This window comes from Phytomonospora endophytica, assembly GCF_014202425.1.
Lineage (GTDB): Bacteria > Actinomycetota > Actinomycetes > Mycobacteriales > Micromonosporaceae > Phytomonospora > Phytomonospora endophytica.
On the sequence record NZ_JACHGT010000022.1, the window covers coordinates 90,166 to 112,829 of the forward strand.

A 22,664-nucleotide genomic window follows, 5' to 3' on the forward strand; every position below is an offset into this window, starting at 1 on the left:
CTCCGGGGGCGTTGGCATCATCGTCGGGTGACTCACACCGAGGTGTACACGGCCGGTCCGGAGCTGTTCGGCGAGCTCGCGCGGGCCGGTGCGGCCGCGCAGACCCTGTTCGCGGCGGTCGGCATCGACCTGCCCGACGATGACCCCGAGGAGACCCTGCGGCACGCGGCGGTGGTGCTGGCCGCGGGACGCCCGCCGGTCGGGTTCGCCGCGCTGACGCTCGTCGACGGCGGCGTGCACCTGGAGGAGCTGGCGGTCGACCCGGCCTTCGGGCGCCGTGGGGTGGGGTCCGCGCTGCTGGAGGGCGTGTGCGACTACGCCCGTGAGCGGGGCTCGGCGGCGGTGACGCTGACGACGTTCCGCGACGTCGCCTTCAACGGTCCCTTCTACTCCTCCCGGGGCTGGGTGGAGTGGCCGAGGGAGGAGTGGGGTCCGCAGATGCGCGAGCAGTGGGCCGCCGAGGAGGCCGCGGGGATCGTCGTGGCGCCCCGGCTCGCGATGCGCCGGGAGGTGCCCGTCTCGAAGCGGGTGTGACGTGGGGCTCCGGCCCTTCGCGGGTACCGTGCGGAACGTGCGCGCCCTGTGGAAGACCCGACGCGAACGGACCTTCGACCTGTGGTTCGTCGGCGTGCTGTGCGCGATCTCGGTCGGGCTCACCTTCTGGGCGCCCCATGGCTACGACCTGACGGGTATCGGGTTCTGGTCGGCGACGTTCCTGCACATCGCCAACATCGCGCTCGTGCTGTGGCGGCGGGCCTATCCGATCGCCGTCGGCGTCATCGTCACGCTGACCACGATCGGGCTGGCGGTGTCGATGTACATCGCGCCGGGCTGGCTGCTCGATCCCGCCCGTCCCGACGACGTGTGGGTCTCGCTGGCGACACCGATCGCGGCTTACGCGGTCATGATGTTCTCCGGACGCAGGCTCGCCTCGTGGCTGGTGGTGGGGGCGCTGTTCGCGGTGCTGGCGCGGCCGTGGGACAGCAGCGGCGAGCTGGTGATGGCGGCGCTGCTGTTCACGGTGCTCCCGGCGACGATCGGGATGCGCCGGCGGATCCAGAAACGCCTCATCGACTCTCTCGCCGAGCGCGCCGAGCAGGCCGAACGCGAGCAGCACCTCCAGGGCGAGGCCGCCCGCGCCGAGGAGCGCACGCGTCTGGCCGGGGAGGTCCACGACGTCGTCAGTCACCGCGTGGTGCTGATGATCCTGCACGCCGAGGCGCTGCGCCGGGCCGCGCCCGACGCGAACACGCGCGAGGCCGCCGAGGCGCTCGGTGAGACCGGCCGGCAGGCGCTGGGTGAGATGCGCGAGCTCGTCGGGCTTCTGCGCGGGGAGCCGACCCCGGAGGGGCAGTCGCCGCCCGGGCTCGACGAGCTGCCCGAGCTGGCCGGGGAGTCGTCGGCGGTCGGGTTCCCGGTGACCTTCGTGGAGGACGGCGAACGCCCGGCGACCTCGCCGGTGATCGGGCGGACGGTGCACCGGATCGTGCGGGAGGCGCTGACTAACGTGCGCAAGCACGCGCCGGGCGCGGCGACGACGGTGCGAGTGGGTTACGAGGCCGAGCGGGTGCGGCTGTCGGTGCGCAACTCGGCGGCGTCGGGCCGGCGGTCGGCGGGCCTGGCCGCGAGCGGTTCGGGCAGCGGGCTGCTGGGGCTGCGGCAGCGTGCCGAGCTGGTCGGCGGGACGCTGCGGGCGGGGCCGCTGCCCGGCGGCGGGTTCCTGGTGGAGGCCGAGCTGCCGGTGTACATCGCCTCGGGTGAAGGCGGCTAGCGGCTAGTCGTGCGCGGTCTGCTCGTCGAGGTATTCGAGGGCTTCGCGCACGGCGGTGTCGGCGTCGCCGTCGGCGATCGCGGCGACGAGGCGGGAGTGGTCGATGTAGGCCTCTTCGGTGAGGTGTTCGCCGAAGTCGGCCTGCATGGCGTGGCGGATGGCGTCGCCGAGGTCGAAGTAGAGGTCGCGCAGGAGGGTGTTGTGGGCGGCCTCGACGATGAACTGGTGGAGGCGGACGTCGGCGTCGACCCAGGTCTCGACGTCGCCGACGGCCCAGGCCTCCTCGCGGCGGGCGAGGGCCTGGCGGATGGCGGCGAGGTCGGCGTCGGTGCGGCGGGAGGCGGCCAGGCGGACGGCCTCCAGTTCGAGGGCGCGGCGGACTTCGAGGGCCTCGCGACTGTGGCAGTCGGCGACGCGGCGGCGGACGGCGCCGGCGAGTTCGCTGGCGCCGCGCACGAAGGTGCCCGAGCCCTGGCGGATCTCCAGGAGTCCGGCGTGGGCGAGGGCGCGGACGCCTTCGCGGACGGTGTTGCGGCCGACGCCGAGCAGCGCGACGAGTTCGGGTTCGGTCGGGATGCGTTCGCCGACGGCCCACTCCCCCGCCGCGATCTGCGCGCGGAGCTGGCCGATGACCTGGTCGACGAGGGCCGACCGGCGGGCGGTTTGCAAGGCCATGGCGCGTCTCTCCTTCGGGCGCGGTTGGCGTAGCTCACAGCCCGCGTCTTCGAGGAAGCGCGGACGGCGTCCACGAGTTAATGTTGGCAGACGGAAATTCATCCCATCATTCGATGACCCGTTTAATCTTACCGTCACCGAGAGGACAAGCCGGATGAGCGCGCTCCTGGCCAAAGACGCACCGGCCGCGGGAACGCGTGCTCAGCGCGTGGTCTCGACCTCCTGGGTACTGGTCGCCGGGGTCCTGCTGACCGCGGCGAACCTGCGCACCGCCGTGACGAGCGTCGGGCCGCTGCTGGAGGAGATCCGCGACGGGCTCGGCACGTCGGCCACCGTCGCCGGGATCCTCACCACCCTCCCCGTGCTCTCCTTCGCCGCGCTCGGCGGCTTCACCCCCGCCCTCGCCCGGCGATTCGGTGAACGAAAACTCCTCACCGCGGCCCTGCTCACCATGAGCTTCGGGCTCGTCGTCCGCGCCATGGTCGACTCGACACCCGTCTTCCTCGCCGCCTCCGCGCTCGCCCTGGCCGGCGGCGCCGTCGGCAACGTCGCGATCCCGGCCGTGGTCAAGCGCCACTTCCCCGACCGCGTCGGGCCGATGACCACCGCCTACTCGACGGCCCTCGCCGTCGGCACCATGGTGACCGCGGCCCTGACCGTGCCGCTGGAGCAGGCCTTCGACGGCAACTGGCACCTCGCCCTCGGCGTGTGGGTCGTCCCCGCGCTGCTGGCCGTCGTGCCGTGGCTGCTCTGGCGCAGTCCCGCGACCGAGGCCGCCGAGCACGCCGAGGCCGCCGCGCCCGTCCGCCGCGTGTGGCGCAGCAAGCTCGCGTGGATGATGGTCGCCTTCTTCGGCATGCAGTCGCTGATCGCCTACGTGATGTTCGGCTGGCTGGCGCAGATGATGCGCGACACCGGCCACACCGCCGGCCAGGCCGGCGTGATGCAGGCGGTGTTCACGGCCATCAGCATCCCCGTGTCGCTGATCGTGCCGTCCCTGGCGGCGCGCATGCGCGACCAGAAGGCGCTGATGTTCACCCTGGTCGGCCTGTACCTGATCGGCCTGCCCGGCCTGTGGCTCGGCCGCGGCGGCCTGCAGTGGCTCGCGCTGGTCGTCACAGGCGTGGCGATGGGCACCTTCCCGCTGATCCTGACGCTGTTCGGGCTGCGCACGCGGACCCCGCAGGGCACCGCGGCGATCTCGGCCTTCGCGCAGTCCGGCGGCTACCTGATCGCCGGATCCGGGCCGCTGCTGGTCGGCGTGCTCTACCAGGCGACCGGTGGCTGGGCCGCTCCGTTCACGATGCTGCTGGCCGCGGCGGTCGTCGCGCTGATCGTCGGCGCCTACATCTCGCGGCCGCTGTTCCTGGAGGACGAACTGGCGGCGGCGGAGCAGAAGGACAAGGCCGCACCCGCGTCGGCCTAGGGCGTCCCGGGCTTCGGCGCGGACCTGCGGTAGCCCTCGAACAGCGGCCCGCCGGCACGGTCGAGAACCTCGCGGGTGAACGCGATGAGCGCCTCCCGCTCGTCGCGTGCGGCCGTCCAGCGTTCGGCGAGGCCGGCGTCGTGGGCGCGGAGTTCCCGCAGGAGCCACTTGCCGTTGCCGGTCCAGTGGGCGCCGAACTCCAGCGCCGCCCGGCCGGCCGACAGCCACAGCTGTGTCCCCACGAGCGTCGTCTCGGCCGGATCGACGCTGTGCAGATAGTCGTCGAGCTCGTCGGTGAGGACGTAGCGGCTCCAGTCGCTGGCCTCGGCCGGCACCGGCCCCGGCCCTTCGGCGAGCCGCTTCGCGCACTCCTCCCGCAGCCCGGCGAGCTCCCCGTCGACCTCGCCGAGCGGCACCCCGGTGCCGATCATGCGGTGGAGGGTCGGCTTGCGGGCCGCCAGCTCGATGTCCAGGAAGTGGCGGTGGCCGCGCAGGTCGTTGGCGAAGATCTCGACCGGCCAGCCCCGCCACCGGTGCGAGGAACGTCCGGCGGCGGCGTCCCCGTCGGGCAGGCGGACCACGATGTCGAGGTCCGAACCGGGTGTCCGCGCCGACGTCGTCACGCTCCCCGCCAGCAAGGCCCAGCGGGCCTGGGGGAAATGCTCGGCGACGAAGTCGCGGGCGTCGGCCAAGGGTGCGTCCATCCCGGCATCATCCCTGCTCGGGCCCGGGTGGACAAACCGATTGCCGCCGATCCTTCGGTCGCCGCCGAAGACTCGACGGCGCAAGATGGAGCCATGACCGACCCTCAGGCCGCCCCACTCGCCGAGCTCGCCTCCGTGCTCGCCGACCGGACCCGCGTGGCGATCCTCCTCGCCCTCCTCGACGGGCGCGCGTGGACGGCCGGGGAACTCGCGCGGCACGCCCAGGTCGCGCCGTCCACGGTCAGCGGGCATCTCACCCGCCTGGCCGACGCGCGTTTCGTGACCTACTACCGGCAGGGCCGCCACAGCTACGTGCGGATCACCGATCCGGAGGTCGCCGAGCTGCTGGAGAACCTCACGGCACGACTGGAGACCCCCGCGCCGAAGGTGACCTCGCTGCGGGCCTCGAACCGGCAGCGGGCCCTGGCGGCCGCCCGCACCTGCTACGACCATCTCGCCGGGCGCCTCGGCGTGGCGGTGGCCGAGGCCCTGGTGCGCGAGAAGCTCGTCTCCGTCGGCGACCACCCCGCGCTGACCGACGACGGCGAGCGCTGGTTCGCCGACCTGGGCGTCGACCTGACCGAGCTGCGCCGGAAGCGGCGGCCGATCCTGCGGGAGTGCATCGACTGGACCGAGCGCCGTCCGCACCTGGCGGGTGCGGCGGCCTCCGGGCTGCGGGAGGCGGTGACCTCGCGGACCTGGGTGGTGCCCGTCGGTGACACGCGTGGACTGCGCATCACCGACGAGGGCTACGCCGCCTTCGCCGACCTGCTCGGGCTGACCCGTGAGGAACTCAAGGTCGGCTGAGTCCGGGCACGGCGACGGTGAGCGCCGAACCGAGTGCGACCACTCCACAGGCCCCCACCACCAGCGCGACGGCTCCCCAGGGGACGACGATCGCGCCCGTCCCGGTGAGCAGCAGGAGCGCCAGGGACATCCCGCCGAGGACGAGTCCACCGGCCAGTGCCGCGAGGACCGTCCCGACGAGCAGGACCACGAGCGTCTCGACGGCGAGCACGGCGAGCACCTGGCGGCCGCTCGCCCCGGCGAGTCTGAGCAGGCGTCTTTCGGGGCGACGGTCACGGGTGGCCATGGCGAGGGTCCCGGCGATGAACAGGCCGGTGTAGGCCAGGGCGATGCCGAGGACGACGCGCATGCCCAGGGCGGTGACGCCGCCGGATGCCGCTCGCCGCGACGCCGCCCAGTCCTGGTGACTCACCGCGGTGGCGCCGAGCGGTGCCAGACCCGCGCGGAGGTCCGCGGCCACGACCGCCGGATCGTGGCCCGGTGCGGCCGAGACGAACAGCTCGCCGACTTCCGCGCCGGGGGCGTTGGCGGGGGTGACATAGGCGCCGTTGCCGCCGGCCCCCTCGCGGATGACGGCGACCACGCGGAGGGTTACCGGGCTGCCGTCGGCGCGCCAGATCGCGACCTCCTCGCCGAGTTCGCGGCCCCATTCGGTGTCGACGACGATCGTGGAGTCGTCGAGTTCGCCGGGCGAGCCTTCGAGGACCGGGGGCGCGAGCGCCGTCCCGAAGGCGGCGGGGTCGACCGCTCGTGCCTGCCTGCGCAGGAGGGCGGTGTCCTCCTCGACGTCGAAGAGGACGGTCTCGCGGGTGACGCTGACTTCGGCGCCGGGTACGTCCCGCGCGGCCGTGGCCATGGCCTCGGTCAGGGCGGGCGCCTGTTCGGGCAGGACGAGGTATCCGGCCGTCACTCGCGCGGTCTCCTCCTCGGTCCGGGCGCCGTCGACGGTCCCGACGGCTCCGAGCAGGCAGATCGCGAGCCCTACGGTCAACAGGATGGGCGCGGCCGTGGCGGCCGTGCGGCCCGAGGTGGCCAGCGCCGACTCGCGGGCGAGCATGCCCGTGGCACCGCGCAGCCTGCTCAACGGCCAGGTCACCAGCCGCGCGATCGGCCCGGTCAGCAGGGGCGCGAGGGCAGCCAGGGCGACGAGCAGCATCAGGACCAGGGGCGTGTACTGCTTGCGTTTGAGCAGCGTGGCCGGGCCCTCCAGGAGCGGCTGGATCAGCATCAGCAGCGCCCCGAGGAGCGCGGCGGCGCCGAAGAGGGCGCGCAAGGGTGACAGTCGACGGGCCTGCACGTGAGTCTCGCGCAGCGCTTCGGTCGGCGCGATACCGCCCGCCCGGCGTGAGGCCGACCAGGCCCCGCACCACGCGACCACAACGCCGACGGCGAAGGCGATGTAGAACGGCGCCGGCGAGGAACCGACGGTGAACCACGGCGGCGCCATGCCCAGCTCCCGCAGCCACGCCGCCATGCGAGGCCCGCCGGCGTCGCCAACGACGCAGCCCGCGGCCGACCCGGCCAGTCCGAGGAGCGTCGCCTCGGCCATGACGGTCCGGCGGACCTGACGTGGTGTCGCTCCCGCCGCCCGCAGCAGGGCGAACTCGCGCCGCCGCTGGCCCACCGCGAAGGCGAAGGTCGAGGCCACCACGAACACCGAGACGAAGGCGGCGATCCCGCCCGCCGTGCCGACCAGGGAGTTCGCCGCGATCAGCGCCTGTTCGTCGCGGGCGGTCGCCGGGTCGAGCAGGCGCAGCTCGCCGCCGCTGAAGACCTCGGCCTCCGTCCCGACGAGGTCCCGGACGGCCGCGGCCGGACCGTCCACGACGGCCAGCCCGGCGACCGGTTGGAGACGCGCGGCCTCGGCGTCGGTGAAGTAGACGCCCGGGTCCTCCCCGGCGGACGCGGCGAGACCGGTCACCAGGTACGCCCGTGGCCCCTGTGGGGTGTAGACGGTGACGTGCTCGCCCAGGGCGCCCGCGCCGGTGGCCAGCACGATCTCGTCGTCGACCTTCGGCGCCCGTCCCGAGAGGAGTTCGGTGCCCGAGAAACGCGCCGACGGCCAGGGCCGTCCCGTCGCGGTGCCGCCGGGCGCGCCGAGTTCGAAAACGCGGTCGACGGTGACCGCGCCGAGGGTGGCGAGACGGTCGAGGAGCCCCGCCGACAGGGCGTGCTCACCGGGCAGCGGCGTGGTCTCGGTGTCGTGCGAGGTCTCCACACTCAGCTCGGCGAGCGCCCGGACGACCACGGGCGCGTTGGCGTAACGGACCGGCGCACGCTCGGGCGCGCTGAAGGTTCCGGTGAGGACCTGGCCCATCGCGGCGACGAGACCGACGCCGAGGGCCAGGGCGAGGAAGGTCGCCGCGAAGGTCATCCAGCGCGAGCGCAGACCACGCCAGGCCATCGCGAGCAGGGTGAACGGTGAGGTCAACATGGACGGACCGCCTCGGGTGCAAGGTGACGGGTGTGGAGTGTCATGCCGCTACCGCCACGGGACGCAGATCGGCCAGGGCCGCCGCCACCCGCGAGGGCGTCGGCTCGTGATCCTCACCGGCGACGCGACCGTCGGCCAGGTACACCACCCGGTGCGCGTAGGACGCCGCCACCGGATCGTGCGTCACCATGATCACCGTCAGCCCATGCCCGTCGACCAGCCCGCGCAGCAGGCGCAGGACCTGCGCGCCGGTCTCGGTGTCGAGGGCACCGGTCGGCTCGTCGGCGAAGAGCACCGCCGGGCGGGTCACCAGGGCACGGGCCAGCGCCACCCGCTGCTGCTGGCCACCGGACATCTCATGTGGACGATGCCCGCCGCGCCCGTCGAGACCCACCTCGCTCAAGGCCTGACGCAGAGCCTTTCGGCTCACCCGGCGCCCGGCCAGACGCGCCGGGAGGCTCACGTTCTGCTCGGCCGTCAACGTCGGCAGGAGGTTGAAGGACTGGAACACGAAACCGATCCGCTCACGGCGCAACGTCGTCAAACGCTTCTCCGACAGGCCCGTCAGCTCCACCGGCGGCCCACCGCCCAGCAGCACCGAACCCGCGTCCGGCCGATCCAGCCCGGCGGCGCACTGCAGCAAAGTGGACTTGCCCGAACCCGAAGGGCCCATCACCGCGGTGAAACCGCCCGACGCGAAAGAGAGGGAGACACCGGCGAGAGCGTGGACCGCGCTCTCCCCGGAACCGTAGGTCTTGCGAAGACCGGTCAGCCGGACTGCGTTCGTCATAGGTCAATCAGACCGGCGAATCGGCCCGCGCGCATTGGCACAAGTTCTAGTTCCGGGGTAGAAGAACTTCTACCCCACAAGTAGAACCAGCACCAGTGACCGCGCCGACCACCAGCCCGTACGGTCGACGCATGAACATCTCGACGGCATGGCGGGCGCTCAGTTCGGGCCGCCTGCTGCGCGGCTGGTGGCCGTGGCGCTCCGTCGCCTACGTGGCCGGCGGCGCCCTGGCCGGCTTCGCCGCGTTCATCGCCATCACGGCCCTGCTCACCCTCGGCGTGACCCTCGCCGTCGTCCTCATCGGCATCCCCCTGCTGATCGCCGCCGCGCTCTCCGGGATCCCCGTCGGCATCGTCGAGCGCCTCCGCCTCCGCCTCGTCGACACCCGCCCCGCCCACGACCCGCACCGCGAACCGCCCCGCCCCGGCCTCGCCTCCTGGGCCCGCACGCGCCTCACCGAACAGAGCACCTGGCGCGCCCTCGGCTACACCCTCCTGCACGCCACGCTGCTGTGGCCCCTCGACCTGCTCGTCCTCGGCTTCGCCCTCGTCGCCCCCGGCAGCCTGCTGATCGCGCCGGCGGCCCTCGCGCTCGCCGAGGACGGCGAGGTCAAACTCGTCAAACTATGGCTCATCGACGACTGGCGCGAGGCCCTGCTCGCCGTCCCCGTGGGCCTCGCCGGCCTGGTCGCCGGGCTCTACCTCGTCACCCTCTACGCCGCCGGGCGCGGCGCCCTCGCCCGCGTCCTGCTCTCCGTACCCGCCGAGGACGCCCGCGAAAGACTCACCGCCGTCACCCGTTCCCGCGCGCGCCTGGTCGCCGCCTTCGACGCCGAACGCCGCCGCATCGAACGCGACCTCCATGACGGAGCCCAGCAACGCCTCCTCGCGCTGAGCATGACCCTCGGGCTCGCCAAATACGCCGAAGGGCAAGACCTCCAGGACCTCCTCGACCGCGCACGAGCCGAGTCCACCACCGCGCTCGCCGAGATCCGCGAACTCATCCACGGCATCCACCCGCAGGTCCTCGTCGACCGCGGCCTCGGCCCCGCGCTGGAGGAGGCGCTCGACCACCTCGGCATCCCCGTCGAGTCCGACATCTCCCTGCCCGAGGAGCGGCCACCCTCCGCGGTCGAGACGGCGGCCTATTTCGCCGCCCGCGAGGTCTTCACGAATGTCGCGCGCCATTCCGGGGCCACGAACATGCGACTGTCGGTGGAGGCCGACACGTCCTGGCTGCGTCTTGAGATCATCGACGACGGTCACGGCGGCGCCGACCCCGCCGAAGGCACCGGCCTGACCGGCCTCGCCGACCGCATCGCCGTCGTCGACGGCACCTTGAGTCTGTCGAGCCCGCCCGGCGGCCCGACCCGAGTACACGTGGAGATCCCTTGGCACCGCAGCGAACGGCCCGCGTCGTCCTCGCCGAAGACGGAGTCCTGATCGCCGAGGGCATCGCCGGTCTCCTCCGCCGCTTCGGCCACGACGTCGTGGCCGTCGTCGGTGACGCCGTCAAACTCCGCGACGCCGTCTCCGCCTACCTGCCCGACCTGGTCGTCACCGACGTGCGCATGCCGCCGAACTTCAGCGACGAGGGCCTCGTCGCCGCCATCGAGCTGCGCCACAGGTACCCGACGATGGCGGTGATGGTGGTCAGCCAGTACATCGAGGCGACCTACGCCGGCGAACTCCTCGACGCCGACGGCGACGCCGGCGTGGGTTACCTGCTCAAGGACCGCATCGCCGACGTCATGGAGTTCGGCGCGGCCGTCGAACGCGTCCTCGCCGGCGGCACGGTCGTCGACCCACTCGTGGTGAAACAACTCGTCCGCCGCAACCGTGACCCCCTCGCCTCCCTCAGCGGCCGGGAGAAGGACGTCATCGCCCTCATGGCCGAAGGCCGCTCCAACGCGGCGATCGCGAAGACACTGCACGTGTCCGAAGCCGCGGTCGCGAAACACGTGACGGGAATCTTCACGCGCCTGGGACTCATCGCGACGGAGGACGACAACCGGCGGGTCATGGCGGTGCTGCGCTACCTGCGGTGAGGGGACAACGGGGGGTGCGGCGGGAAGGTTGAAGGGCGAAGAGCGAGAGCCGGGCGGGGTGGGCGAGGCAGGGCCGGCTGCAAAGGCGAAGCGCGAAGACGGCCCTGGGTACGACTGGCGGAGAGCGAGGACTCCACGGGCCACCGGACTGCGGGCGGCGTCTAGCGGCGGGCGAACCGCGCGGCCCGCCTCACTCCCCCAGCGAAGCCAGGTGCCGCAGCGCCAGCCGGTACCCGTTCACGCCGGCCCCCACGATCACCGCGTCGGCGTGCGCCGACACATAAGAGTGGTGCCGGAACGCCTCGCGCTTGTGCACATTGGAAATGTGCACCTCGACGAGCGGCGCCGTGAGCATCGCGCACGCGTCCCCCACCGACACCGAGGTGTGCGTCAGCGCCGCCGCGTTCAGCACGACCGGCGTCTCGTTGTCGGCGGCTTCGTGCAGCCATGCGAGCAGCTCGTGTTCGGCGTTGGTCTGCCGGACGTCCGCGTTGAGTCCCAGTTCCTTCGCGGCCAGCTCGCAGAGCGTGACCAACTCGGCGTAGGTGGTACTACCGTAAATGTGCGGCTCACGGGTGCCCAGCCGGTTGAGGTTCGGCCCGTTGAGGATCAGGACGTCGGTGGTCATGCGCTCACCTCGGCGTAGGCGGTGCGGAGCTGCTCCTCGGTCACGTCGTCCACGAGGGCCGGCCGGCCGATCGCGTCGAGCAGCACGAAACGCATCGTCGCGCCGACCGACTTCTTGTCGACGCGCATGGCCGCGAGCAGCCCATCGAACTTCCCGGCCTCGTAGTGGGTCGGGAGTCCCAGCGACTCCAGGATCGCCACGGTCCTGCCGACCACGTCGACACGACCGGTGAGGCGGCCGAGGTGCGCGGCGAAGACCATGCCCACGGCGACGGCGTCGCCGTGGCGCCACCGGTAGTTCTCGACCTTCTCGATGGCGTGGGCGAAGGTGTGCCCGTAGTTCAGGAAGGCACGACGCCCGGATTCGCGGAGGTCCTCGGTGACGACCTCCGCCTTCACGCGGATGGCGCGGGCGGCGATGTCGGCCAACAACGCCGAATCGGCGACCAGGGCCGCCTTCGGGTCGGCCTCGACGCGTCGGAGGATCTCGGCGTCGGCGATGAAACCGCACTTGACGACCTCGGCGAGCCCCGCGGCGAGGTCGGCGGACGGCAGCGACTCCAGTGTGGACAGATCGCACAGGACGACGGCCGGGGGATGGAAGGCGCCGACGAGGTTCTTGCCCGCGGCGACGTTCACGCCCGTCTTCCCGCCGATGGCGGCGTCGACCATCCCCAGCAGGGAGGTCGGCAGGTGAATGACGCGCACACCGCGCAGCCAGGCGGCCGCGACGAAACCGGCGAGGTCGGTCACGGCGCCTCCACCGAGGCCGATGACGACGTCGGTGCGGGTGAAGCCCGCGGCGCCGAGGTGGTCCCAGCAGGCCGCGGCGACCTCGACCGACTTGGCGGCCTCGGCGTCGGGAACCTCGGTCAGCAGCGGCCGGACACCCGCGTCGGCGACGGCCACGGCTAGCGCGGCGGCGCGTTCGGCGAGGGGCGCGGTGTGCAGGATGGCGGCCTGGGCGGCGCCGGTGAGGTATTCGGGTACGTGCGACCACAGGTCGCGGCCGATGACGGCGTCGTAGTCGGCGGCGCCGCCGAAGGGGATGCGAACGGGCCGTTCGCCGACGTGGGCGAGCAGCTCGTCGACGATCCCGGCGGGGTCGCGGTCGTCGGTTTCGACGGTGACGGTGGCGACGTCGCGGTAGAGCGGCAGCCGCTGGTCCATCAAGACCTTGAGGGTCGCGCGGGGGTTCATCTCCAGGAGGGGCCGTCCGGCGCCGAGTCCGACGCGGCGGACGGCGTCGGTGAGCCCGACGTTGAGGAACACGACGCGGTGCCCGCCGAGGAGCGCGCGGGTCGCGTCGGCGAGGATCGCGCCGCCGCCGAGGGCGAGGACGCCGTCGTGCCCGGTGAGGGCGTCGGCGACGGCCTGGCGTTCGAGGGCGCGGAAGTGGTCTTCGCCCTCGTCGATGAAGATCTCCGGGATGGGTTTCCCGGCGAGGGTCTCGATGTCGAGGTCGGTGTCGCGGAAGGCGACGCCGAGGCGTTCGGCGAGGGCGGCGCCGACGGTGGTCTTGCCGGAGCCGGGCGGGCCGACGATCACGCAGACGGGCTTCATCGGATCAGCAGGTTCTCCAGGTAGCCGGCGAGGTTGCGCCGGGTCTCGCCGACCGAGTCGCCGCCGAACTTCTCCAGCGCGGCCTCGGCGAGGACGAAGGCGACCATGGACTCGGCGACGATGGCCGCGGCGGGCACGGCACACACGTCGGAGCGCTGCGCGATCGCGGCGGCGGCCTCGCCGGTGGCGACGTCGATGGTGGACAGGGGCCGCGTGAGCGACGAGATCGGCTTCATCGCCGCGCGGACGCGGACGGCTTCACCGGTGGTGATGCCGCCTTCAAGGCCGCCGGCGCGGTCGGTGAGGCGCTTGACGCCGTCGGCGGTGGCCACGATCTCGTCGTGGGCGGCCGAGCCGCGCGAGCGGGCCTGAGTGAAGGCATCGCCGATCTCGACGCCCTTGATCGCCTGGATCGACATGAGCGCGGTGGCCAGGCGTGCGTCGAGTTTGCGGTCCCACTGGACGTGCGAGCCGAGTCCGGGCGGGGCGCCGTAGGCGAGGACTTCGACGACTCCGCCGAGGGTGTCGGCGTCGTTCTTGGCGTCGTCGACGGCGGCGACCATGCGCACGGAGGCGTCGGGGTCGAGGCAGCGGAGGGGGTCGGCGTCGATCTGGGCCTCGTCGCCGGGCTCGGGGAGGATCCCGGGTTTGGCGGCGACGTCGCCGAGGGCGACGACGTGGGAGAGGACGTCGATGCCGATGGCCTGCTTGCAGAAGGCCTTGGCGACGGTGCCGATCGCGACGCGCGCGGCGGTCTCGCGGGCGCTGGCGCGTTCGAGGATCGGGCGGGCGTCGTCGTGGGCGTACTTCTGCATCCCGGCGAGGTCGGCGTGGCCGGGCCTCGGGCGGGTCAGCGGTTTGTTGCGGGCCTGTTCGGCCAGCAGGGCGGGGTCGACGGGGTCGGCCGACATGACCGTCTCCCATTTGGGCCACTCGGAGTTCCCGACGCGGATCGCGACGGGCGAGCCGAGGGTGAGCCCGTGGCGGACGCCGCCGATGATCTCGACCTCGTCCCGCTCGAACTTCATCCGGGCGCCGCGGCCGTAACCGAGGCGGCGGCGGGCGAGTTCGGTCGTGATGGCCTCGGTGGTCACCGCGACGCCGGCGGGGAGGCCGTCGATGATCGCGACCAGGGCCGGTCCGTGTGATTCTCCGGCAGTCATCCAACGCAACACGGTGGCAAGTGTGTCACGCAGGCGGCGGTGACCGGTCAGCAGGTGAGCGGCGCGTCCCAGGCCTCGGGACGGGTGCGGGTTCAGGCCAGGAGGACGGCCAGATGGGCGCCGAGCAGCATCGACGGTCCGTACGGAAGGTGGGTGCGGCCGGCGCGGGCGGCGGCCAGGGCCCACAGGGCGCCGATGGCGATGGTGCACACGGTGGCCGTCGCCACAGTGGTCCAGGAGAGCCGGCCGAGGGGCAGGGCGAGGAGGGCGGCGAGTTTGACGTCACCGAAGCCGAGTGCCGCCGGGGCGGCGAGGTGGACGGCGGCGTAGGCGGTGAGGCAGACGGCGGAGGCGGCGAGCGCGCGGGTGAGGGAGGCGCGGTCGCCGGTGAGCGCGAGGGTGGCGGCGGTGAGCGGCCAGGCGGGGAGGACGAGCGCGTCGGGGAGCCGGTGGAGGGCGGTGTCGACGGCGGCGAGCGCGACGCCGAGGACGGTGAGGGCGGCCAGGACGGCGGTGACGGGGAGGGGCCGTGGGGTGAAGGCCAGTGCGGCGAGGAGTCCCATGGTGGTGATGGTGAGGACGGGGATGTTCGGTGTGGTGTGGGCGCCGACGGCGGCACCGAGGGGGCGGGCGCAGGCGAGGCCGAGGAGACCGGCGAAGAGGACGGAGTAGACCATCCCCATGTCTACTCATAGCGCGCAAATAGGACGGGGTCGATGTTGGCGGCGGGCGTCGGGCATGCTGTGCGGATGTTGATCCGACCGGCCGTGCCCGAAGACGCCGCGGCGCGTGCCGCCCTCGCGGCGGTGTGCCATCCGCATGTCCTGGTCAGCGAGCGGATGATCCGCTATTTCCTGCCCGATCCCGCGCTGCGCAGGGCGTCGGTGGTCGCCGAAGTGGACGGCCGGGTCGTCGGGTCGGGGTCGGTGGAGCTGGAGGTCATGGATCGCACGACGGCGGCCGAGACGATCAGCGTCGCCGTCGACGCGCGCCGCCGTGGCGTCGGCTCGGCGATCCACGCCGCCTTGGCCGAGCATCTGGCGACGCTGCCCGCGACACGGCTGAAAGGACGGGTGACGGGCCCGGAAGGCAGGGCCTTCGCCGAGGCGCACGGTTTCACGCCCGGCCGCGTATGGCGGATCTCCGGCACCGACCCGCGACAGGCACCGCCCGTCCCGCGCATTCCCGAGGGCATCACGCTCACCCCGCTCGCCGCCGTCGAAGACCTCGCACCGGTCTACGAGCTCTACCGGGAGTGCGGTGCCGACATGCCCGGTCGCGAGCGCGGGCCCGGTTTCTCCTACGAGGACTGGCTGAAGTTCGCCGTCAACTCCCCCGTGGCCGACCGGGACTGCTCGATCGTCGCCTACGACGGGGACGTCCCGGTGGCCTTGACGTTCATCAACAGCGACGGCGACCGCGCGTTCAACTCCCTCGCCGGGACCGCCCGCGATCACCGCGGCAAGGGCCTGGGCAGGCTCGTCAAGGCCGTGTCCCTGCACAAGGTCGCCGCCAAGGGCGTGATGAGTGTGTACACGGCCAACACCGAGGACAACGCCGCCATGCTCGCGGTCAACACCTGGCTGGGTTACCGGCCCGCGCTCGAAGAGCTCACCATGGTCCGGCCCGTTGGCTAAACGGCGTGACAACACCCGGCCGGCTGCGGCATGGTGGCCGCATGATCCTGCGTAAGGCCACCCCCACCGACGACGGCGCGGTCCTCGCGCTGTGGACCACCTGCTATCCCTTCCAGGTCTTTACCGAGGCGCTGATCCGCGCCCGGGAGGTCGACAGCCCGCCCGCCGAGAAGCGGCTGACCCTTCTCGCCGAGGTCGACGGCGTCGTCGAGGGCGCCGCCATCTGCCGGGTGGACTTCGAGTCGGCCGATCCGGGGGTCGCCACACTCGCCCTGATGGTCGCGCCCGATTCCCGGCGCCGCGGCATCGGTGGTGCCCTCCACGAACGTGCGCTGGCCTACCTGCGCGGGCTCGGCATGACGCGACTGATCGTGCGCACCGGGGACGACGACGGCATGGCCTTCGCCACCGCACGGGGAATGACGCTCAGCCGCACCGAGCGGATCTCACGGGTCGACCCGCGCGACGTGCCGGCGCCTCCCGCGCTTCCCGACGGGATCACCCTGCGGTCCATGGCCGACATCGCCGACCTGCGCCCGGTCTATGAACTCGACGGCGCGGTGAGCCTCGACGTGCCCGGTGACACGCCCTTCCAGTCCATGCCCTACGAGGAATGGCTGCGCGCGATCGTCGGTATCCCCATCTTCGACGCCGAGGCGAGCATGGTCGCCTACGACGGGGACCTGCCCGTCTCGCTGGCCTGCGTGGAGTCGGCCGGGACGCGCATGTTCAGCGGCCTGGCCGGGACCCTCGCCGGCTACCGCGGACGCGGGCTCGCGCGCGTGGTCAAGGCCCACGCCCTGCGCCGCGCCGCCGCGAAGGGGATCACCGAGGCGTTCACCAACAACGACGCGAGCAACACCGCCATGCTGGCGGTCAACACCCGGCTCGGCTACCGCGAGCACACCAGACTGCGGGTCGTCACCGGCGCGATCTAGCGGGCGGCGACGGCTTCACGCAGGGCCGCGCGCATCGCCTCGACGGGCGCGTCGACGCCCGTGAACAGCTCGAACTGCCGCACGGCCTGCGCCAGCAGCAGCGCGAGCCCGTCGACGACGACACAGCCGGCCTCGATGGCGCCGGCTGCCAGGGGCGTCGGCCACGGGTCGTAGAGCACGTCGAACAGGGTCGTGCCCGCACCCCACGACACCGCCAGGTCGTCGGCGACACCGCGCGGGACGGTGGAGATGACCAGGTCGGCCGCCGAACAGGCCGGGGCCTGCGTCCAGCTGGCGCCGGTGAAGCGGTGCGCGCCGAGTTCGGTGGCCACGGCCGTAAGGTCGGCGAGCGACTCCGGGCGGCGGGCGTAGGCGACGATGTCGGAGGCGCCGAGGTCGACGGCCGCGGCGACCGCCGCGCGGGCCGTGCCGCCGGCGCCGAGGACGGCGACGGTGTTGGCCTTCTCGATCCCGGCGTCGAGCAGTGCGTCGACCATGCCCGGCGCGTCGGTGTTCTCGGCGAAGCGGCCGCCCTCGCGCAGGACGAGCGTGTTCGCCGCGCCGATCGCGCGAGCCGTCGGCGACACCTCGTCGGCGACGTCGAGGGCCGCCTCCTTCAGCGGCATCGTCAGCGACAGTCCCGCCCACGACACGTCGAGCCCGTCGAGGAAGGCGGGCAGCCGGTCGGCGGTCAGCTCGTGCCTGTCGTAGACCCACCCGGTCAGGCCCGCCGCGGCGTAACCGGCGTTGTGGATCACCGGTGACAGCGAGTGCGTCACCGGTGAACCGAGGACGGCGGCCTTCCGGACCGGGCCGGTCATGTCACAAGACCCCGTTCGCTTGTGCTTCCAGGATGTTCTGCTCGTGCTCGGTGAGCGTCTCGGCGAACTTCGTGGTGCCGTCCTTGTCGACGGCCACGAAGTAGAGCCACTTGCCGTCCGGCGGGTTCATCGCGCCTTCGAGGGCGGGCTTGCCCGGGTTCCCGATGGGCGTCGGCGGGAGGCCCTCGTGAGCGTGCGTGGACCACTTGTTGCTGTCCGGGTCACGAAGCACGTTCATGTCCATGTCCTTCGAGGCCAGCGCCTTGCGGCCGGCCATCAGCTCACCGTAGTTCCAGGTGACGTCGTATTCGAGCAGGCCGGTGACGAAATCGCCGGTGGAGATCCCGAAGATGCGGTTGTAACCGACCCGCGAGACCTTGCCCATGTCCTCGTCCTTGAGGGCCTCGGCCTGCGACATCGACGCCATGTTCAGCGCCTCCCACGGGCTCACCTTCCCCTCGAAGGTCGACTCGACGGTCTCCTTGAACGAGATCTCGTCGGCGACGGCCATGAACCGCGACACCATCTCCTTGAGCATGCTCTCGGCGGTGTCCTCCTTGGTGAAGTCGTAGGTGTCGGGGTACAGGAAACCCTCCACGCTCTTCACGATCTTCTCGTCGTCGGTGTTCCGCTCGAACCAGGAGTCGTCGATGCCGAGGGCCTCGGTGTCCTTCGCGGCCTCCTTGAAGTCCTTGACGTCGACCCCGGTCTTCTCCGAGAGGATGTCGTAGATGTCGAAGGAGTGCCTGCCCTCGGTGATGGTGATGCCGTTCTTGACGCGGCTGTCGGGCGAGAGCAGCAGCTCCAGCGCCGACTCCGCCGACATCTCCTTGCGCAGCGTGTACGTGCCCGGCTGGACCTTGCTCGAATCGGGGTTGGCGTCCCACGCCTCGACGAAGGCCGCACCGCTTTTGACCACACCCTCGTTGTACAAGATGTTGGCGATGTCCGAGCCCAACGCGCCGTCGGGAATGGTCACCTCCACCTCACCGGTGCCCGTACCCTGATAATCCTCGGCGGCGAAAGCGTCCTGGAGCTTCCCGAAGCCCCACCAGCCCCCGGCGACCAGACCACCGAAGAGGACCACGACCAGCAGCAAGGTGACGCCGGTCCGGCCCTTCTTCTTCTTACGGTGGCTCTTGGGGCGAGGACGGTCCTCTCCCGTGCGCGCGAAATCGTCAAGCACGGACACGGCGCTCTCCCAACGGGTTCGGTCATGGCGACCACGACTACGAGGACGATCGCGGCACGGCGTCAGATACGCCGCTGCCGCTCCAGGTACTGCTGGAGGATCTCGACGGCCGCCGCTTGGTCCACGACGGCCTTCCGGCGCCGGCCTTTGACGCCCCGCTCCGCCAGCCTACGGCTTGCCGAGGCGGTGCTGAGCCTCTCATCGGCCAAACGGACCGGAACGGGCTCGACCGTTCGGGCAAGAAGGCCCGCGTACTTGCGGCACTCACGCGCCGCGAAGCTCTCTGTCCCGGCCAGGGTGACGGGAAGTCCCACGACGATCTCCACCACCTCATGCTCCTCGACGAGATCGACGAGCGCGGCGATATCGGTGGGAACGCCCTTTTTTGTGGTGAGATCGCGCGCGAGAGTCACCAAAGGTGAGGCAAGCACGCCATCGGGGTCGCTCATGGCGACCCCGACGCGTACCTTGCCCACATCCACGGCCAGCCTGCGTCCACGCGTGAACGCGGCCGGCTCGGGTTCGTTCTCCGACACACGGGCGATCTTAACCGCGTCGATGACCAGCGTCGACGCGGTCTCGTCCCGGCACCCGGCGCTACTCTCCCGCCACGATCCGGCCGACCCGCTCACCCACGGTGCTCAGCAGCCCCTTGGCCTCCGAGGCCGGGGCGCCGCCGCCCTGCGCGACGTCGTCGCTGCCGCCACCGCGACCGGAGAAAGCGGCCTTGACCAGCTCTTTCGCCGACAGACCCGCCGACTTCGCCGCCGCGTTCACGGTCACCACGAGCGAGGCCTTGCCACCCTTCGTCGCGGCCACCGCCACCACGCCCGGACGGGTCGAGGGGATGTGGTCGCGGATCGCCTGGGACAGCTTGCGCGAATCCTTGTCATCGTCGAGGACGGCGACGAACGCCACCCCCGCGACGTCTGCCGCGCGGGCCGCGTACTCGGCCGCCTCGGCGCCCAGGAGACGCTCGGTGAGCTTCTCCGAGGCCCGCTCGGCGTCCTTCAGCCGCTTCACCAGCGCCGAGACACGCTCGGCGAGCTCGCCCCGGGGCGCGCCCAGCTCCTCGCTGATGCGCGTTACCAGGTCGCGTTCGCGCGCGAGGTACTGGTAGGCCTCGATACCGGTCGCGGCCTCGATGCGCCGCTGCCCGGAACCGACGGACGACTCCGCGGTGACCACCAGGGGCCCGATCTGCGAGGAGTGCGACACGTGCGTGCCACCGCACAGCTCGCGGGACCATTCGCCGCCGATCTCGACGACGCGGACCTCTTCGTCGTAGGTCTCGCCGAACAGCGCCAGCGCGCCGATCTCCCGCGCCCGGCCCAGCGGCATGTACTCCACCGCGACGGGCAGGTCCTTGCGAACGGCCAGGTTGGCGACCTCTTCGACCTCGCTGCGGGTCGTGTTCGACAGGCCCTTGCGCCACGAGAAGTCCAGGCGGAGGTAACCGGGCCGGTTGAAGGAACCCGACTGAAGCGCGCTCGGCCCGAGGACCTGGCGCAGCGCGGCGTGCACGACGTGGGTGCCGGAGTGCGCCTGACGCGCCCCGATCCGCCACTCCGGGTCGACCGCGGCGTGCACGGTCTGCCCGACGCCGAGTTCGCCGCCGGTCACGCGGACCTTGTGCGCGACGAGCCGCTTGACGGGCCGCTGCACGTCGAGGACCTCCGCCGACAGACCGGGACCGGTCAGCGTGCCCGCGTCGGCGTGCTGACCACCGGACTCGGCGTAGAAGGGCGTGCGGTCGAGGATGACCTCGACGATGTCGCCCTCACCCGCGCGGTCGACGGGCGCGCCGTCGGCGAGGATCCCCAGGACCTTCGCCTCGGACTCCAGGGTCTCGTAGGCGACCCAGTCGGTCGGGCCGTTCTCGGTGAGCAGGCTCGTGTACGCCGACTTGTCGGCGTGCGCGGACTTCCGCGAGGCCGCGTCGGCCTTCGCGCGCTGCCGCTGCTCGGTCATGAGCGCGCGGAAGCCCTTCTCGTCGACGGTCAGGCCCTGCTCGGCCGCCATCTCCAAGGTCAGATCGATCGGGAAGCCGTAGGTGTCGTGCAGCTCGAAGGCCCGCTTGCCGGGAAGTTCCGAACCACCCTCGCCCTTGACCTCCTTGACGGCGGTGTCGAGGATCGTCGTGCCCGCCCGCAACGTGGACAGGAACGCCTCCTCCTCGCCGTAGGCGTACTGGGAGATGCGCTCGTAGTCCGACTCCAGCTCCGGGTAGGACGGCGCCATGCAGTCGCGCGCCACCGGGAACAGGTGCGGGAAGGCCGGCTCCTCGAAGCCGAGCAGGCGGATCGCGCGGACCGCGCGGCGCAGGATCCGGCGCAGCACGTAGCCGCGGCCCTCGTTGGAGGGCGTCACGCCGTCGCCGATGAGCATCAGGCCGGTGCGGACGTGGTCGGCGATGACCCGCAGGCGCACGTCGTTGGGGTGCGACTCCGCAGCCACCTGCGACTTCGACACGCCGTACTTCACGCCGGTCAGCTCGGTCGCGCGATCGAGGATCGGGCGGACCTCGTCGATCTCGTAGAGGTTGTCGACACCCTGCAGGATCGAGGCCATGCGCTCAAGGCCCATGCCGGTGTCGATGTTCTTCTTCGGGAGGTCGCCCAGGATCGGGTAGTCCTCCTTGCCGCTGCCCTCGCCACGGATGTTCTGCATGAACACGAGGTTCCAGAACTCCATGTAACGGTCCTCGTCGACCGCCGGGCCGCCCGCCTGACCGTACTGGGGGCCGCGGTCGTAGAACAGCTCCGAACACGGGCCGCACGGCCCCGGGATGCCCATCGACCAGAAGTTCGGGCCCTTGCCCAGACGCGTGATGCGTTCCTTGGGCAGCCCGATCTCGCGCTCCCAGATGTCGAAGGCCTCGTCGTCCTCGAAGTACACCGTCGGCCAGATGCGGTCGGGATCCATCCCGTACCCGCCCTTGTCCAGCGGCATCGTGCACAGGTCCCACGCGAAACGGATCGCCTGGGACTTGAAGTAGTCGCCGAAGGAGAAGTTCCCGTTCATCTGGAAGAACGTGCCGTGGCGGCTGGTCTTGCCGACCTCGTCGATGTCAGGCGTGCGGATGCACTTCTGCACCGAGACGGCGCGGGAGTGCGGCGGTTCGGCCTGTCCGAGGAAGTAGGGCACGAACTGCACCATGCCGGCGTTGATGAACAGCAGGTTCGGATCATCGATTGCCGGAAGCGGTGCGCTGGGCACCACGGTGTGTCCGTTCTTCTCGAAGTGAGCCAGGAACCGTCGCTTGACTTCCGCGGTCCTCATCGGCGGTAGCCACCCTCTCGATCGTCGTACGGGTCATCGTCTTCATCGGCGGAGAAGTCGATCAGGTGGCCCTCGGCCATCGCCTGATGGATCTCCGCCTCACGCTCGTGCATGTTGTCGAAGACGTCTGCAACAAAACTACGTGCGGAATCGACCACCCCGACAGCGCTTTTACGCGCCGAGTCGGCGATGCCGCCCGGGGTGAACTTCTCCGCCTTCTTGGTCAGCTGGCGCACCACGATCGCGCCCGCCGCCAGCCCCAGACCGAGCCAGAACAGCCGCTTGACCATCACGCCCCCTTGGCGTGGCGGCCGCTGCGGCGGCTCGACTTCGCCTCGGCCTTGCGGGCCTTGATCTGCCCGCGGACCTCGCGGTCCTCGTCGGCGGCCTTGCGCTGCGACACGGTCTTGCGCAGCCCGTAACCGAACGCGGCGACCTTGACCAGCGGGCTCGACGCGGCCGCGCCGACGATCGAGGAGATGTTGGCGACGTTGGCGGTGACCGCCTGCGCGTGGTTGGTGATCGTGTCCAGCCGCTCCAGCTGGATGTTCACGCCGTCCAGCGAGGAGTGGACCTGCACGAGCGCGGTGTTGACGTTGTCGATCGTGGTGTTGACGTTGCCGAGAATCGGCACGATCTGCTTGTCGATGTCCTGCACGGTCTTGGTCGCCGCGTCGATCGTCGCGCCGAGCCTCCACAAAGGCCGGATCAGGAACAGTACGAGAACGACGAATGCGCCTGCCGCGATCAAACCGGCGATTTCTCCAGGCGAAACCGACACAGGTCC

At 71.6% G+C, this 22,664-nt stretch carries 22 protein-coding genes and 1 pseudogene; 8 read left to right on the top strand and 15 right to left on the bottom strand.

Annotation, left to right across the window (positions count from 1 at the left end):
* Nucleotides 1–27 precede the first annotated feature (27 nt).
* Together HNR73_RS36095 and HNR73_RS36100 are read left to right on the top strand one after the other, a co-directional pair.
* Nucleotides 28–534, top strand: coding sequence for a GNAT family N-acetyltransferase (locus HNR73_RS36095; protein WP_203686834.1), 507 nt, complete (start codon nt 28–30; stop codon nt 532–534).
* Nucleotides 535–571: 37 nt separating this feature from the next.
* Nucleotides 572–1,771, top strand: a complete 1,200-nt coding sequence (locus HNR73_RS36100) for a sensor histidine kinase (protein ID WP_184792551.1) — start codon at nt 572–574, stop codon at nt 1,769–1,771.
* A 3-nt stretch (nt 1,772–1,774) separates the two neighbouring features.
* On the opposite strand, the gene HNR73_RS36105 is transcribed toward HNR73_RS36100, so the two are convergent.
* Nucleotides 1,775–2,446 (bottom strand): FadR/GntR family transcriptional regulator, encoded by a 672-nt coding sequence (locus HNR73_RS36105; protein ID WP_184792552.1) that lies wholly within the window; start codon nt 2,444–2,446, stop codon nt 1,775–1,777.
* 154 nt (nt 2,447–2,600) lie between these two features.
* On the opposite strand from HNR73_RS36105, the gene HNR73_RS36110 reads away from it, so the two are divergent.
* Nucleotides 2,601–3,872 (top strand): CynX/NimT family MFS transporter, encoded by a 1,272-nt coding sequence (locus tag HNR73_RS36110; protein ID WP_184792553.1) that lies wholly within the window; start codon nt 2,601–2,603, stop codon nt 3,870–3,872.
* Here the strand turns inward: HNR73_RS36110 and HNR73_RS36115 are convergent.
* Nucleotides 3,869–4,576, bottom strand: coding sequence for a nucleotidyltransferase domain-containing protein (locus tag HNR73_RS36115; RefSeq protein ID WP_184792554.1), 708 nt, complete (start codon nt 4,574–4,576; stop codon nt 3,869–3,871). The two genes, HNR73_RS36110 and HNR73_RS36115, sit on opposite strands and share 4 nt — an antisense overlap.
* A gap of 93 nt (nt 4,577–4,669) precedes the next feature.
* Between HNR73_RS36115 and HNR73_RS36120 the strand changes: the two genes are divergently transcribed.
* Nucleotides 4,670–5,383 (top strand): ArsR/SmtB family transcription factor, encoded by a 714-nt coding sequence (locus HNR73_RS36120; RefSeq protein WP_184792555.1) that lies wholly within the window; start codon nt 4,670–4,672, stop codon nt 5,381–5,383.
* Here the strand turns inward: HNR73_RS36120 and HNR73_RS36125 are convergent.
* Both HNR73_RS36125 and HNR73_RS36130 read right to left on the bottom strand, forming a co-directional pair.
* Nucleotides 5,370–7,817 (bottom strand): ABC transporter permease, encoded by a 2,448-nt coding sequence (locus tag HNR73_RS36125; RefSeq protein WP_184792556.1) that lies wholly within the window; start codon nt 7,815–7,817, stop codon nt 5,370–5,372. The two genes, HNR73_RS36120 and HNR73_RS36125, sit on opposite strands and share 14 nt — an antisense overlap.
* Nucleotides 7,818–7,857: 40 nt before the next feature.
* Entirely contained in the window at nt 7,858–8,607 is a 750-nt protein-coding gene (locus HNR73_RS36130; protein ID WP_184792557.1) for an ABC transporter ATP-binding protein, read from the bottom strand.
* Nucleotides 8,608–8,738: 131 nt separating this feature from the next.
* Between HNR73_RS36130 and HNR73_RS36135 the strand changes: the two genes are divergently transcribed.
* Complete coding sequence (locus HNR73_RS36135) at nt 8,739–10,049, top strand: sensor histidine kinase (protein ID WP_184792558.1); 1,311 nt, start codon at nt 8,739–8,741, stop codon at nt 10,047–10,049.
* The gene (locus HNR73_RS36140) at nt 9,998–10,654 is read left to right on the top strand and encodes a response regulator (RefSeq protein WP_184792559.1); all 657 of its coding nucleotides are present in this window, start codon (nt 9,998–10,000) and stop codon (nt 10,652–10,654) included. Before HNR73_RS36135 ends, HNR73_RS36140 begins: the two co-directional genes overlap by 52 nt.
* Before the next feature lie 190 nt (nt 10,655–10,844).
* Here HNR73_RS36140 and aroQ read toward each other — a convergent pair whose 3' ends face one another.
* From aroQ to HNR73_RS36160, 5 genes and pseudogenes are all read right to left on the bottom strand, one after another.
* The gene (gene aroQ / locus HNR73_RS36145; protein WP_184792560.1) at nt 10,845–11,282 is read right to left on the bottom strand and encodes a type II 3-dehydroquinate dehydratase; all 438 of its coding nucleotides are present in this window, start codon (nt 11,280–11,282) and stop codon (nt 10,845–10,847) included.
* Nucleotides 11,279–12,376, bottom strand: coding sequence for a 3-dehydroquinate synthase (aroB, locus tag HNR73_RS36150; RefSeq protein WP_373316644.1), 1,098 nt, complete (start codon nt 12,374–12,376; stop codon nt 11,279–11,281). Before aroB ends, aroQ begins: the two co-directional genes overlap by 4 nt.
* Nucleotides 12,356–12,844, bottom strand: a pseudogene (locus tag HNR73_RS40435) (shikimate kinase); the annotation flags it as partial. The gene aroB and the pseudogene HNR73_RS40435, both read right to left, overlap by 21 nt.
* The gene (aroC, locus tag HNR73_RS36155) at nt 12,841–14,019 is read right to left on the bottom strand and encodes a chorismate synthase (protein ID WP_184792562.1); all 1,179 of its coding nucleotides are present in this window, start codon (nt 14,017–14,019) and stop codon (nt 12,841–12,843) included. The pseudogene HNR73_RS40435 and the gene aroC, both read right to left, overlap by 4 nt.
* An 80-nt stretch (nt 14,020–14,099) precedes the next feature.
* Complete coding sequence (locus HNR73_RS36160; protein WP_184792563.1) at nt 14,100–14,690, bottom strand: prepilin peptidase; 591 nt, start codon at nt 14,688–14,690, stop codon at nt 14,100–14,102.
* Nucleotides 14,691–14,756: 66 nt separating this feature from the next.
* On the opposite strand from HNR73_RS36160, the gene HNR73_RS36165 reads away from it, so the two are divergent.
* Nucleotides 14,757–15,644 (top strand): GNAT family N-acetyltransferase, encoded by an 888-nt coding sequence (locus HNR73_RS36165; protein ID WP_184792564.1) that lies wholly within the window; start codon nt 14,757–14,759, stop codon nt 15,642–15,644.
* Between the two features lie 41 nt (nt 15,645–15,685).
* The gene (locus tag HNR73_RS36170; protein ID WP_184792565.1) at nt 15,686–16,582 is read left to right on the top strand and encodes a GNAT family N-acetyltransferase; all 897 of its coding nucleotides are present in this window, start codon (nt 15,686–15,688) and stop codon (nt 16,580–16,582) included.
* Here the strand turns inward: HNR73_RS36170 and HNR73_RS36175 are convergent.
* The 6 genes from HNR73_RS36175 to HNR73_RS36200 form a co-directional block, all read right to left on the bottom strand.
* Nucleotides 16,579–17,403: a shikimate dehydrogenase gene (locus HNR73_RS36175; RefSeq protein WP_184792566.1), complete on the bottom strand. Its 825-nt coding sequence runs from the start codon at nt 17,401–17,403 to the stop codon at nt 16,579–16,581. The genes HNR73_RS36170 and HNR73_RS36175 overlap by 4 nt on opposite strands.
* 1 nt (nt 17,404) lies before the next feature.
* The gene (gene mltG / locus HNR73_RS36180) at nt 17,405–18,595 is read right to left on the bottom strand and encodes an endolytic transglycosylase MltG (RefSeq protein ID WP_184792567.1); all 1,191 of its coding nucleotides are present in this window, start codon (nt 18,593–18,595) and stop codon (nt 17,405–17,407) included.
* 62 nt (nt 18,596–18,657) lie between these two features.
* Nucleotides 18,658–19,131 (bottom strand): Holliday junction resolvase RuvX, encoded by a 474-nt coding sequence (ruvX, locus tag HNR73_RS36185; RefSeq protein WP_184792568.1) that lies wholly within the window; start codon nt 19,129–19,131, stop codon nt 18,658–18,660.
* Between the two features lie 61 nt (nt 19,132–19,192).
* On the bottom strand, nt 19,193–21,877 hold the full coding sequence (alaS, locus tag HNR73_RS36190; protein ID WP_184792569.1) for an alanine--tRNA ligase: 2,685 nt from the start codon (nt 21,875–21,877) through the stop codon (nt 19,193–19,195).
* Nucleotides 21,874–22,167 carry a hypothetical protein gene (locus HNR73_RS36195; protein ID WP_184792570.1) on the bottom strand — a complete coding sequence of 98 codons (294 nt, stop codon included), beginning with the start codon at nt 22,165–22,167 and terminating at the stop codon, nt 21,874–21,876. The genes alaS and HNR73_RS36195 overlap by 4 nt, the downstream gene beginning before the upstream one ends.
* Nucleotides 22,167–22,628 (bottom strand): DUF948 domain-containing protein, encoded by a 462-nt coding sequence (locus HNR73_RS36200; protein ID WP_221331300.1) that lies wholly within the window; start codon nt 22,626–22,628, stop codon nt 22,167–22,169. Before HNR73_RS36200 ends, HNR73_RS36195 begins: the two co-directional genes overlap by 1 nt.
* Nucleotides 22,629–22,664: the final 36 nt, after the last annotated feature.

Coding starts and splice junctions, on each gene's coding strand:
- HNR73_RS36105 (WP_184792552.1), bottom strand. CDS start 2,446: ATGGCCTTGCAAACCGCCCGCCGGTCGGCCCTCGTCGACCAGGTCATC.
- HNR73_RS36110 (WP_184792553.1), top strand. CDS start 2,601: ATGAGCGCGCTCCTGGCCAAAGACGCACCGGCCGCGGGAACGCGTGCT.
- HNR73_RS36115 (WP_184792554.1), bottom strand. CDS start 4,576: ATGGACGCACCCTTGGCCGACGCCCGCGACTTCGTCGCCGAGCATTTC.
- HNR73_RS36120 (WP_184792555.1), top strand. CDS start 4,670: ATGACCGACCCTCAGGCCGCCCCACTCGCCGAGCTCGCCTCCGTGCTC.
- HNR73_RS36125 (WP_184792556.1), bottom strand. CDS start 7,817: ATGTTGACCTCACCGTTCACCCTGCTCGCGATGGCCTGGCGTGGTCTG.
- HNR73_RS36130 (WP_184792557.1), bottom strand. CDS start 8,607: ATGACGAACGCAGTCCGGCTGACCGGTCTTCGCAAGACCTACGGTTCC.
- HNR73_RS36135 (WP_184792558.1), top strand. CDS start 8,739: ATGAACATCTCGACGGCATGGCGGGCGCTCAGTTCGGGCCGCCTGCTG.
- aroQ (WP_184792560.1), bottom strand. CDS start 11,282: ATGACCACCGACGTCCTGATCCTCAACGGGCCGAACCTCAACCGGCTG.
- HNR73_RS36160 (WP_184792563.1), bottom strand. CDS start 14,690: ATGGGGATGGTCTACTCCGTCCTCTTCGCCGGTCTCCTCGGCCTCGCC.
- HNR73_RS36165 (WP_184792564.1), top strand. CDS start 14,757: ATGTTGATCCGACCGGCCGTGCCCGAAGACGCCGCGGCGCGTGCCGCC.
- HNR73_RS36170 (WP_184792565.1), top strand. CDS start 15,686: ATGATCCTGCGTAAGGCCACCCCCACCGACGACGGCGCGGTCCTCGCG.
- HNR73_RS36175 (WP_184792566.1), bottom strand. CDS start 17,403: ATGACCGGCCCGGTCCGGAAGGCCGCCGTCCTCGGTTCACCGGTGACG.
- alaS (WP_184792569.1), bottom strand. CDS start 21,877: ATGAGGACCGCGGAAGTCAAGCGACGGTTCCTGGCTCACTTCGAGAAG.
- HNR73_RS36195 (WP_184792570.1), bottom strand. CDS start 22,167: ATGGTCAAGCGGCTGTTCTGGCTCGGTCTGGGGCTGGCGGCGGGCGCG.